Origin of the sequence: Streptomyces sp. NPDC059718 (assembly GCF_042733315.1) — a bacterium.
Taxonomy (GTDB): Bacteria; Actinomycetota; Actinomycetes; order Streptomycetales; family Streptomycetaceae; genus Actinacidiphila.
In genome coordinates this window covers 8,891-20,583 of the sequence record NZ_JBHWGA010000005.1, presented here as the reverse complement: position 1 = coordinate 20,583, position 11,693 = coordinate 8,891, and the positions used below count along the sequence as shown (strand labels likewise).

Here is an 11,693-nt window from a genome sequence, read left to right as displayed (position 1 = left end):
CGGTACTCGCCGCCCCGGCCGCGGTCACCGTAGTTCCGGTACTCGCCGCCCCGGCCGCGGTCACCGTCGTACCGGTACTCGCCGCCCCGGTCGTTAGTCGCCTGGGTCGTGTGCGACACCGCCGCCGGTGGCGGCGCTGCGGCGCTGGCGGCACCGGCCCCGCCCAGAAGGACGGTGGCCGCGACGCCCAGCGCGGCGGCGAATCGGGGAATCCGCATCGCGGTTCTCCTTTCACGGCGGAGGCCCTTGTGCCTCCGCCTGCTGTGGACTTGCTGTGAATTTGCCACCCACATCAGCTGTTAAGTCCGAATCGCGACCAAAGCCACTTGATGTAATGAAATGCCGCACGGCCTGGAACCACGCCGTCCGCTTCCGCGTCCTGCGCGCGATCATCTGAAGGCACCACGCCCGAGCAGGCGGGAAGAACGTCGCCACCCCTCCTTCGACAGGTGACCGCCCCGGCTGCAGACCCGGCCGAGCATGATCACTCCTCTGCCGCCGATCACGCCCCGACCGGACCCGAACGGCACGGGCCCCGCGGCACGTTGCCTCACCCGCCGAACGGTGACACGGGCGATGCGCACGCGGAAGCGACCCGCTTGCCGAGGGGTGACAGCGGGTCAGGTGGGGCGTCCCGGCGCTCCCGCCGCCGATCGCGGCCATGACCGGACTCGCCTGCCCGGCGCGGCTGTTCATCGGCAGCGGCGCCCGGTGCGCGGTGACGGCCGTACCGGCGGGCCGATCGGCCCGCCGGCAGAGCCGTCGGAGGCGTCAGAGCTGCGCGGCCACCTCGGTCGCCCAGTAGGTGAGGATCAGCTGGGCGCCCGCGCGGCGGATACCGGTCAGGGCCTCCATGATCGCCCGGTCGCGGTCGATCCAGCCGCGCTCGGCGGCCGCCTCGACCATCGCGTACTCGCCGCTGACCTGGTACGCCGCCACCGGCACGTCCACCGACTCGGCGACCTTCGCCACCACGTCCAGGTACGGCAGCCCGGGCTTCACCATCACCATGTCGGCGCCCTCGGCGACGTCCAGCGCCAGTTCGCGCAGCGACTCCCGCAGGTTCGCCGGGTCCTGCTGGTAGGTCTTGCGGTCGCCCTTGAGCGAGGATCCGACGGCCTCCCGGAACGGCCCGTAGAACGCCGACGCGTACTTCGCCGTGTACGCCAGCACCGACACCTCCTGGTGCCCGGCGGCGTCCAGGGCGCCCCGGATCACGCCGACCTGACCGTCCATCATGCCGCTGGGGCCGACGACGTGGACGCCGGCGTCCGCCTGGACCCGGGCCATCTCCGCGTACCGCTCCAGCGTCGCGTCGTTGTCCACCCGGCCCCCGGCGTCCAGCACGCCGCAGTGGCCGTGGTCGACGTGCTCGTCAAGACAGAGGTCGGACATGACCACCAGGGCGTCGCCGACCTCGGCGACCACGTCGCGGATCGCCACCTGCAGGATCCCGTCCGGGTCCGTGCCGGGCGTTCCCACGGCGTCCTTCTTCTCGTCCAGCGGCACGCCGTAGAGCATGATCCCGCCCACGCCCGCCTCGGCCGCCTCCACGGCGGCCTTGCGGAGGGTGTCACGGGTGTGCTGGACGACGCCCGGCATGGCCGAGATCGGCACCGGCGCGTCGATGCCCTCGCGGACGAAAGCCGGGAGGATCAGCTCGGCGGGGTGCAGCCGGGTCTCCGCGACGAGGCGGCGCATCGCGGGCGTCGTGCGCAGCCGGCGGGGCCTCGTACCGGGGAACTGACCGTATCCGCTTCCGTTTCCGCTCATCACCGCGCCGCGCCTTTCTCCGTCCCGGGCCGTTTCCGCGTTCCACGGTACGCCCGTGTGCGCCGTGCTCATGCCGACCCGGTGTCGGCCCGGAACGCGGCGGCCCCCGGTTCCACGGAGGGAGCCGGGGGCGCGAGGAACGGGGCCGCGGGGGCCCGCCGAGCCGTCAGACGCGGGCCCTGCGCCGGGACCCGGGACGGCGCTCGCTGGGACGCGTCACGGGGTCGCCCGCGGCGATCGCCGCCTCGCGCCGCCGGACGCCGAAGTCCGCCAGCGCCTGCGCGAGCGCGTGGACGGACGGCTCCGGGGCCATCACGTCCACCCGCAGCCCGTGCTCCTCCGCGGTCTTCGCGGTGGCCGGGCCGATGCAGGCGATCACGGTCACATTGTGCGGCTTGCCCGCGATGCCGACCAGGTTCCGCACCGTGCTGCTCGAGGTGAACAGCACCGCGTCGAACCCGCCGCCCTTGATCGCCTCACGGGTCTCCGCCGGCGGCGGCGACGCCCGCACGGTCCGGTAGGCGGTGACGTCGTCGACCTCCCAGCCGAGCTCCACGAGGCCCGCCACGAGGGTCTCCGTCGCGATGTCGGCGCGCGGCAGGAAGACCCGGTCGATCGGGTCGAAGACGGGGTCGTAGGGCGGCCAGTCCTCCAGCAGGCCCGCGGCGGACTGCTCGCCGCTGGGCACCAGGTCCGGCTTCACGCCGAAGTCCACCAGCGCCCGGGCCGTCTGCTCGCCCACCGCCGCGACCTTGATCCCGGCGAAGGCACGCGCGTCGAGCCCGTACTCCTCGAACTTCTCGCGGACGGCCTTGACCGCGTTCACCGAGGTGAAGGCGATCCACTCGTACCGTCCGGTGACCAGGCCCTTGACCGCGCGCTCCATCTGCTGCGGCGTACGGGGCGGCTCCACCGCGATGGTGGGCACCTCGTGCGGCACGGCACCGTAGGAGCGCAACTGGTCGGAGAGGGACGCGGACTGCTCCTTGGTGCGCGGGACGAGCACCTTCCAGCCGAACAGCGGCTTGGTCTCGAACCACGAGAGCAGGTCGCGCCGCGTGGTCGGCTCGCCGACCACGGCTATCGCCGCGATCGGGCCCTCCGGGGTGGGCAGCGCCTTCGTCGCCTTCAGCTCGGCCGCGATCGTCGACAGGGTCGCCGACCAGGTGCGCTGCCGGGTCGTCGTACCGGCGACGGTCACGGTCAGCGGGGTGTCCGGCTTGCGGCCCCCCGAGACCAGCTCCGCCGCGTTGGCGGCGACGGTCTGCAGGGTGGTGGAGACGACCAGGGTCGCGTCGCTCGTGCCCACCTCGCTCCAGCACCGTCCGGACGCGGTCGCGGCGTCCACGAACCGCACGTCGCCGCTGAGCGGCACGCCGGCGTACGCGGGCACGCCCACGGCCGCGGCGACGCCCGGGACGACCTCGAAGGGGATGCCCGCCTGCGCGCAGGCGAGCATCTCGGTGGCGGCCGCGGAGTCGAGTCCGGGGTCCCCGGCGATCGCACGGACGACCCGCTTGCCGGTGCGCGCGGAGGCCATGAAAAGCTTGGCCGCGGCGGCCGAAGGGCTCAACTCCCCCTCGGCGTCGCCCGGCTGCGCCGTGTCCACGCCCGGCCGGGCATGGGTCCGTACGACGTCCAGCACGTGCTGCTCGCCGACCAGGACGTCGGCGTGGGCGAGCGCCTCGACGGCGCGCAGGGTCAGCAGCCCGGGGTCACCGGGCCCGGCACCGAGGAAGGTGACGTGCCCGTGGGCGGAACGCGGCGTACCCGTGCCCGCGGTCCCGGTCTGGCCCGCGGTACCCGTCCTGCCTGCCGTTCCTGCCGGTCCTGTTGGCGGCCCGGCCGCGGTGGCGTCTGCGGTCGTGTTGGTCGCTGCGGCGGCGGTGGGGCTCAAAGTTCGCGCTCCCCCATAAGACCGGCCGCACCCTTGGCGAGCATCTCGGTGGCGAGCTCGTGGCCGAGGGCCACGGCTTCGTCCCGGGAGGCGGGGGTCGGACCGGTGATGGACATCTGCACCAGCGAGGAGCCGTCGGTGGTCCCGACGACACCGCGCAGGCGCAGCTCGGTGATCTGCCCGTCCACGACGGGATCGGCCAGCGCGCCCACGGGCGCGGAGCAGCCGGCCTCGAGGGCGGCGAGCAGTGCGCGCTCGGCGGTCACGGCGGCCCGGGTGAACGGGTCGTCGAGCTCGGCGAGCACACCGGCGAGCCCTGCGTCGTCCGCAGAGCACTCGACGGCCAGCGCCCCCTGTCCGGGGGCGGGCAGCACGACGTCGCAGGAGATCAGCTCGGTGGCCTCCGCGAGGCGGCCCAGCCGGCTGAGTCCGGCGGCGGCGAGCACGACGGCGTCGAGGTCGCCTGAGGCAACATATCCGATGCGCGTGTCCACGTTGCCGCGGATCGGCACGGTCTCGACGCGCACCCCCATCGAGCGGGCCCAGGCGTTCAGCTGCGCCATGCGGCGCGGCGAGCCGGTGCCGATGCGGGCGCCCCGGGGAGAGGCGGCCAGCTGCTCGAAGGTGAGGCCGTCGCGCGCGATCAGAGCGTCGCGCGGGTCCTCACGCAGGGGGACCGCGGCGAGGGTGAGGCCCTCGGGGTCGGCGGTCGGGAGGTCCTTGAGGGAGTGGACGGCGAAGTCGATCTCACCGCGCAGCAGCGCGTCGCGCAGGGCGGAGACGAAGACGCCGGTACCGCCGATCTGCGCCAGGTGCTCGCGCGAGACGTCGCCGTAGGTGGTGATCTCCACCAGCTCCACGTCACGGCCGGTGATCCGGCGGACCTGTTCGGCCACCATGCCGGACTGCGCCAGCGCCAGCGCGCTGCGCCGGGTTCCCAGTTTCAGTGCGGTTGGGCTCGTCATGCCCGCCCTCGATTCGAGTCACTCGTTGCTGAAGCAGCCGACACCGCCGGCGGGACGGCCGCGGAGGGGATCACCGGCGTGCCCGGTGAGTCGGCCCTGCTGACCGCGGCGACCGCCTGGGGGTCCAGGTCGAAGAGTTCACGCAGCGCGTCGGCGTACCCGGCGCCGCCGGGCTCGCCCGCGAGCTGCTTGACCCGCACAGTAGGCGCGTGCAGGAGTTTGTCGACGACGCGGCGCACGGTCTGGGTGACCTCCGCGCGCTGCCGTTCGTCCAGGTCGGGGAGGCGGCCGTCGAGGCGCGCCAGCTCGGTGGCGACCAGGTCGGCGGCCATGGCGCGCAGGGCGACGACGGTCGGCGTGATGTGCGCGGCACGCTGGGCGGCGCCGAAGGCGGCCACCTCAGCGGAAACGATCTTTCGCACCTCGTCGACGTCGGCGGCCATCGGGGCGTCGGCGGCGGCCGCTGCGATGGTCTCCAGGTCGGTGACGTGGGCGCCGTCCAGGGAGTGCACCAGCGGGTCGATGTCGCGCGGCAGGGCGAGGTCGAGCATCCCGATGGGCGCGACGGGCTCGCCGCCGGAGCGCAGGGCCCGGGAGAGCGTGGCGCGGGCGACGGTGTCGGCGGTGAGCACCAGGCCGGTCGCCCCGGTGCAGGACACGACGATGTCGGCGTACGACAGCTCGCCGGCCAGGTCCTCCATGGACGCGGCGCGGCCGCCGACGCTCTCGGCGAGGCGCTCGGCGCGCTCCTTCGTGCGGTTGACGACCACGATCTCGCCCGCCCCCGCGCGGGCGAGGGTGGCCGCGGCGAGCGAGCTCATCGAGCCGGCGCCGACGACCAGGGCGCGCTTGCCCTTGCCCCACTCCTCGAAGGGGACGCCGCCGACGGCCTCGGCCATCTGCTCCAGGCCGAAGGTGACCAGCGACTGCCCGGCCCGGTCGATCCCGGTCTCGGAGTGCGCGCGCTTGCCGACCCGCAGCGCCTGCTGGAACAGGTCGTTCAGGGACCGGCCCGCGGTGTGCAGCTCCTGGCCGAGACCCAGGGTCTCCTTGATCTGGCCGAGGATCTGGCCCTCGCCGACGACCATGGAGTCCAGGCCGCAGGCGACCGAGAACAGGTGGTGGACGGCCCGGTCCTCGTAGTGCACGTAGAGGTGCGGGGTCAGCTCGTCGAGACCGACCCCGCTGTGCCGTGCCAGCAGCGTGGACAGCTCGGCGACACCGGCGTGGAACTTGTCGACGTCCGCGTACAGCTCGATGCGGTTGCAGGTGGACAGCACCGCGGCCTCACCGGCGGGCTCGGCGGCCATGACGTCCAGCAGCAGCTTGCCCTTGGTGTCCTCACCGAGCGCCGCGCGCTCCAGGACGCTGACGGGGGCGGTGCGGTGGCTCAGTCCGACGACGAGGAGGCTCATGCCGGCATCACGGCGGGGACGTCCCCGTCAGGTCCCGGACGGCGGCCGCCGTCGCGGACCGCCTTGGCCGCCACCGGGGGCGCCGCGAGGCTGCCCTCCAGCTCCTCGCCGGCCTTCCGCTGCTCGTGGAAGGCGAGGATCTGCAGCTCGATGGAGAGGTCGACCTTGCGGACGTCGACCCCGTCGGGGACGGTCAGCACGGTCGGGGCGAAGTTGAGGATCGAGGTGACCCCGGCGCCCACCAGGCGGTCGCAGACCTCCTGGGCGGCCCCGGCCGGCGTGGTGATCACGCCGATGGACACCTGGTTGTCGTGGACGATGCCCTCCAGCTCGTCCGCGTGCCGCACGGGCAGCCCGGCGATGAGCCGTCCGGTGAGCTGGACGTCCGCGTCGATGAGGGCGGCGATGCGGAAACCCCGCGAGGCGAAGCCGCCGTACCCTGCGAGCGCGGCCCCGAGGTTTCCCATGCCGACGATGACGACCGGCCAGTCCTGGGTGAGGCCCAGCTCGCGGGAGATCTGGTACACGAGGTACTCGACGTCGTAGCCGACCCCGCGGGTTCCGTACGAACCGAGGTAGGAGAAGTCCTTGCGCAGTTTGGCCGAGTTCACCCCGGCGGCGGCCGCGAGTTCCTCCGAGGACACGGTGGGCACCGATCGCTCGGACAACGCGGTCAGGGCCCGCAGGTACAGCGGGAGCCTGGCGACGGTGGCCTCGGGAATCCCTCGGCTGCGGGTCGCCGGTCGGTGAGTTCGGCCAGTTGCCACGATGCTCCTGCGGGTAGAGCTGGGCTGCGAGCGGCACCCGTCATTGGGACCGCCCCGTGCACGCCAGGCTATGTCTTTGTGAACGCGTGCACAAAGATGGTGTCCGATTTGCCCGGGGGAAGTGACCGGCATCACGCACCCCCATTACGGACATAAGAAACCTTCTGCTGCGACGGAACGTTCCACGCGGGCGCCCGGTCCGCACCCCGGCGCCCCACCCACAGCGCGTCCGCTCCGGCCAGCTGCGGCCACTCGACCACCGCCGCGCGCGCCAGCGCCTTCTCGGTCTGCGCGGGTCCACCCGGGTGGTCCGGGACGTACGAGGCGAAGAGCCGGGCCGTCGTACGGGCGTCCCCCAGCGCGGTGTGCGCGGTCCAGCCGGTCAGTCCGGCCGCCTCGGCGCACGCCAGCAGGCTCAGCCCGCCCGGGGCGGTCTCCCGCAGCGCGGCCATCCGCATGGTGCACAGTTCGGGGACGACGGGGAACTCCACGCCGAGCCGGGCGTACTCCGCCGCCAGGAACGCGCGGTCGCAGCCGACGTTGTGCCCCACCAGTACCCGCCCGCGCAGCAGCCCCAGCAGCCTCGGGGCGATCTGCCCGAACAGGGGCGCCCCGACCGCCTCGACGTGGCGGGGCTCGATGCCGTGGATGTGGGTGGGGCCGACCGGCCCCTCGGGGTCGACGAGGGTGGAGAACTCGCCCTCGTGCCCGAATTCGCTGTCGAGGAGCACCACGGCCAGCTCGACCACCCGGTGGCGCCGCGAACTGGAACCGGTGGCCTCCAGATCGACCACGGCGAAGCCGCCGCGCGCCTGAAGTCTGCCCGGGAGCACGCAGTCACCATCCTTACTCACGCACCCCCGCACTACACAAAACGCCTTGATGGTAATCGAGCACCCGCGTCCAGAGGAACACGCGCAAATCGCCCACCTGTCGCACCAGGGCCCTCAGGCGCCCAGCCCGCGCCGCAGCCGGCCCTCGTCGACACGCCAGAAGGTGTGCTGCTCCCCGTCGATGAGGACGACCGGGATCTGCTCCCAGTACCGGTCGTGCAGCTCCGCGTCGCGCGTGATGTCCCTCTCCTCGAAGCGCGCGCCCAGGTCGTCGACGACCCTGCGGATCACCGTCCGCGCGTCGTCGCACAGGTGGCAGCCGGGCTTGGCGATCAGCGTCACCGTCCGATCCGCCGGGTTTCTCCGGGCATTGCGGGCATCGCGTCCGAACAGAGGGCTCATGCCGGCCATTCTGCCTCCGTCAACTCCCGACCCGCAGTAACACCCTCGTCGCGAGGAGTTCATTCACCTGCTCCATCGGTGCACCGGAGTTGCCCAACGGACTGGCTATGCTCGCCCCATGGCCGCTCTGCGATGGCTCACCCCCCGTAAGCGCTCCGCCACCGCGCGCAGCGTGCTGGCCGGCGAGGCCGCGGCGGAGGCCGCGCTCGCGGCACCCGTGGAGAAGAAGGACGACCGGGCGGGCGTCCCCGCGTTCCCCGTGGTCGGCGATCCGCACGCGGCCGCCTTCTTCGACCTGGACAACACCGTGATGCAGGGCGCCGCGATCTTCCACTTCGGGCGCGGCCTGTACAAGCGGAAGTTCTTCCAGAGCCGTGACCTCGCGCGCTTCGCGTGGCAGCAGGCGTACTTCCGGATCGCCGGGTCCGAGGACCCCGAGCACATGCAGGAGGTGCGGGAGAGCGCGCTCTCGATCATCAAGGGGCACCGCGTCGAGGAACTCATGTCCATCGGCGAGGAGATCTACGACGAGTACATGGCGGACAAGATCTGGCCCGGCACCCGCGCGCTCGCCCAGGCCCACCTCGACGCCGGACAGCGGGTCTGGCTGGTGACGGCCGCCCCGGTGGAGACGGCCACGATCATCGCCCGCAGGCTCGGCCTCACCGGTGCCCTCGGCACCGTCGCCGAGCACGTCGACGGCCTCTACACCGGCCGGCTGGTCGGCGAGCCGCTGCACGGCCCCTCCAAGGCCGAGGCGGTCAAGGCGCTCGCCGCCGCGGAGGGACTCGAACTCTCGCGCTGCGCCGCGTACAGCGATTCGTCGAACGACATCCCGATGCTGTCGCTCGTCGGACATCCATATGCGATCAATCCCGATACGCGGCTGCGCAAACACGCACGCGAAAAGGGCTGGCGGCTGCGCGATTACCGCACCGGCCGCAAGGCGGTGAAGATCGGCATCCCGGCGGCAGCAGGCGTGGGCGCCGTGGCGGGCGGCGCGGCCGCCGCGATGGCCCTGCAACGCCGCCGCCGCTAGGGACGCGGGCGACACGCCCGGGTCACCCTCTGGCGCCCCGTCAGTTCACGGTGAGCCACACAGCCACAACACGCTCTCCACGCGAGCATTTCACGACGCTATGTGGTCAACAGTGTTTCGGTGTTCGATAATTGATCGATCACCATTCCGCCAGAGAGTGGGCGGAACCGACGATTTCAGCAACTCGGTGTAGCGTCGCCTGTACGAAGCGTTATTCTCCTCAGACGCAAGCCGGTACCCACACGTCCCTACGACGGGTGAACGGTTCCGTACTGCACGTGATGGAAGTTCTGCCTCTGGGAGTCCCGTGTACCCACACACCGGGGTTGACGCCTCTGGCCTGGCTACGCTGCGCGCACTGGTGGCCGAGCACCTGCTGCGCGTTGTCCCCGCGCACGCCGTGCTCGTCCCCGCACTCGCCACGGCGGCAGCGCCCGCCGGCCGCGCCTACGCGCTGGCCGACGGCCGGGCCACGGTCGGCAGACGGTCCCGCAGCACCCAGCAGGCCGACCGGTCCACGGGCGCCACCCCGCGCCGGCCGGCGGCCGACAGTGACAGCGGACGCATGATGGACCTGGTCGAGCGCGCCCAAGCGGGCGAGACCGAGGCCTTCGGGCGCCTCTACGACCACTACTCGGACACCGTCTACCGCTACATCTACTACCGCGTCGGGGGCAAGGCCACCGCCGAGGACCTGACCAGCGAGACCTTCCTGCGCGCCCTGCGCCGCATCGGCACCTTCACCTGGCAGGGGCGTGACTTCGGCGCGTGGCTGGTCACCATCGCGCGCAACCTGGTGGCCGACCACTTCAAGTCCAGCCGCTTCCGGCTGGAGGTGACCACCGGGGAGATGCTCGACGCCAACGAGGTCGAACCCAGCCCGGAGGACTGCGTCCTGGAGGCGCTGTCCAACGAGTCGCTGCTCAGGGCCGTCCGCAAGCTCAACCCCCAGCAGCAGGAGTGCGTGACGCTGCGCTTCCTGCAGGGGCTCTCGGTCGCCGAGACGGCCCGCATCATGGGCAAGAACGAGGGCGCGATCAAGACCTTGCAGTACCGCGCCGTACGGACCCTCGCCCGGCTGCTCCCCGACGACGCGCGATAGCGCGATGGATGGATCTTCATCTTGCGACTGCCTCCACGGTCCGATCATCATGACTGCGTAACCCAACTCGGGCGGCACTCGTTGCATCACATGCGGACCCCCCAATGCCGTGCTCTGCCCGCTTCCGATCACTCGATCGGGTGGAAAGGCTCAAGGTGCACAACCTTGAAGGCACTACGGGGAGTCGAGGTGGATGACGAGAGGAGGTGCCGCCCGTGATCGCGAATCCAACGGCGCACCGGCGGGCTAACGCCTTCGCCGACGCCCTCGAGGGCGAAGGCCCCCAGACGGGTGCCGGCGTACAGCACGGCGCCCACGCCGCGGACCGGCATGCGGATCCGGGCCAGGGCACGTTCCTGGCCCTGGCGGACGCCCTGCGGGACGTACCGCGACCGACGCTGGACCCGGAGACCAAGACCGTCCAGCGTGCCCAGTTGATCGCCGCCATGGAGGCCGCGCTCGCCGACGGCACCCTGACGGTTCCCGTACAGCGCGACGGCGGCCGGGGCGCGCACCGCGCCGACGGCCGCGGTCTCGGCAAGTTGAAGCCGCGCTCCGCGTGGTCGCGCAGGCTCGCCGCCGGCGGGCTCTCCGTCGGTGTGGCGGCCGGCGCCCTCGGTGGCGTCGCCGCCGCGAGCACGGACGCGCTGCCCGGCGACACCCTCTACGGCCTCAAACGGGGCATGGAGGACATGCGCCTCAACCTCGCCGACGACGACGCCGACCGCGGCAAGGTCTATCTCGACCTCGCCTCCACCCGGCTCCAGGAGGCGCGCCGCCTCATGGAACGCGGCCGGGGCGGCGAGCTCGACGACGAGTCCGTGGGCGAGATCCGCAGGGCGCTGTCGGGGATGCAGCAGGAGGCCTCCGAGGGCCACCGGCTGCTCGCCGCCGCGTACCGCAAGGACGGTTCGCTGCAGCCGATCGAGACGCTCTCCGCGTTCTCCAGCAACCACCGCAAGGGCTGGACCGAGCTGCGCGGCAAGCTCCCCTCCCGGCTCGACGACGTGGGCAACAAGGTCACCTCCGTCTTCGACGCCATAGAGGACGAAGTGGCCCCGCTGCAGAGGCTGCTGCCGCCCTCCACCGGCTCCGGCCACGGTGACGGCCACGGCGTCCCGGGCAGCGGCGACCGCTCCGCGAGCGGCACCCGCGGGCCCTCGCCCTCGGTCAGCGGCTCCGCGAGCGGGTCCGCCGACGAGCGCGGCGGCGACAAGGCCAGCCCTTCGGCGTCGCGCAGTTCGGACAGCGGCCTCATCGGCGGCACCGGCGATCTGCTCGACCCCACGCCGACCGGCAGCTCCTCGGGCGGCGACGGCACCCAGCCGTCGGTCACCCTCCCGCCGCTGCTGCCCGGGCTGCTCCCGGGCCTCGGGCTCAGCGCCGAGGACGACAGGGGCGACTGAGCGGGGACCTCACGGCGGTGGGGGGGGGGGGCGGGGCGCCCGCCCCCCCCCGGCGCGGCGCCGGGCCCGCGCGCGCCCCCGCCGCGGCGCGCGC

10 protein-coding genes and 1 pseudogene are annotated in these 11,693 nt (G+C 72.7%); 3 read left to right on the top strand and 8 right to left on the bottom strand.

Annotated elements, in window-relative coordinates; translation table 11 throughout:
• The 8 genes and pseudogenes from ACFV3E_RS07905 to ACFV3E_RS07870 form a co-directional block, all read right to left on the bottom strand.
• Positions 1-218 (bottom strand): annotated as a pseudogene (locus tag ACFV3E_RS07905) (hypothetical protein); the annotation flags it as partial.
• A gap of 553 nt (positions 219-771) precedes the next feature.
• Entirely contained in the window at positions 772-1,773 is a 1,002-nt protein-coding gene (gene hemB / locus ACFV3E_RS07900; RefSeq protein WP_500533955.1) for a porphobilinogen synthase, read from the bottom strand.
• Between the two features lie 166 nt (positions 1,774-1,939).
• A complete protein-coding gene (locus ACFV3E_RS07895; protein ID WP_500533953.1) occupies positions 1,940-3,670 on the bottom strand; it encodes a bifunctional uroporphyrinogen-III C-methyltransferase/uroporphyrinogen-III synthase in 1,731 nt (576 codons plus the stop codon).
• Positions 3,667-4,635 carry a hydroxymethylbilane synthase gene (gene hemC / locus ACFV3E_RS07890; RefSeq protein WP_500336370.1) on the bottom strand — a complete coding sequence of 323 codons (969 nt, stop codon included), beginning with the start codon at positions 4,633-4,635 and terminating at the stop codon, positions 3,667-3,669. Before hemC ends, ACFV3E_RS07895 begins: the two co-directional genes overlap by 4 nt.
• On the bottom strand, positions 4,632-6,050 hold the full coding sequence (locus ACFV3E_RS07885; protein WP_500533951.1) for a glutamyl-tRNA reductase: 1,419 nt from the start codon (positions 6,048-6,050) through the stop codon (positions 4,632-4,634). The genes hemC and ACFV3E_RS07885 overlap by 4 nt, the downstream gene beginning before the upstream one ends.
• On the bottom strand, positions 6,047-6,817 hold the full coding sequence (locus tag ACFV3E_RS07880) for a redox-sensing transcriptional repressor Rex (RefSeq protein WP_500367419.1): 771 nt from the start codon (positions 6,815-6,817) through the stop codon (positions 6,047-6,049). The genes ACFV3E_RS07885 and ACFV3E_RS07880 overlap by 4 nt, the downstream gene beginning before the upstream one ends.
• 131 nt (positions 6,818-6,948) lie before the next feature.
• Positions 6,949-7,650, bottom strand: coding sequence for a 3'-5' exonuclease (locus ACFV3E_RS07875; protein ID WP_500533950.1), 702 nt, complete (start codon positions 7,648-7,650; stop codon positions 6,949-6,951).
• Between the two features lie 114 nt (positions 7,651-7,764).
• Positions 7,765-8,061 carry a glutaredoxin family protein gene (locus tag ACFV3E_RS07870; protein WP_500533948.1) on the bottom strand — a complete coding sequence of 99 codons (297 nt, stop codon included), beginning with the start codon at positions 8,059-8,061 and terminating at the stop codon, positions 7,765-7,767.
• Positions 8,062-8,170: 109 nt separating this feature from the next.
• Here ACFV3E_RS07870 and ACFV3E_RS07865 point away from each other — a divergent pair, with 109 nt between their 5' ends.
• The 3 genes from ACFV3E_RS07865 to ACFV3E_RS07855 all read left to right on the top strand — a co-directional run bounded on the left by ACFV3E_RS07865 (position 8,171) and on the right by ACFV3E_RS07855 (position 11,599).
• Positions 8,171-9,091, top strand: a complete 921-nt coding sequence (locus ACFV3E_RS07865; protein WP_499513265.1) for an HAD family hydrolase — start codon at positions 8,171-8,173, stop codon at positions 9,089-9,091.
• A 307-nt stretch (positions 9,092-9,398) separates the two neighbouring features.
• Positions 9,399-10,193: a sigma-70 family RNA polymerase sigma factor gene (locus ACFV3E_RS07860; protein WP_499513264.1), complete on the top strand. Its 795-nt coding sequence runs from the start codon at positions 9,399-9,401 to the stop codon at positions 10,191-10,193.
• 215 nt (positions 10,194-10,408) lie between these two features.
• On the top strand, positions 10,409-11,599 hold the full coding sequence (locus ACFV3E_RS07855; protein ID WP_500533946.1) for a DUF5667 domain-containing protein: 1,191 nt from the start codon (positions 10,409-10,411) through the stop codon (positions 11,597-11,599).
• Positions 11,600-11,693: the final 94 nt, after the last annotated feature.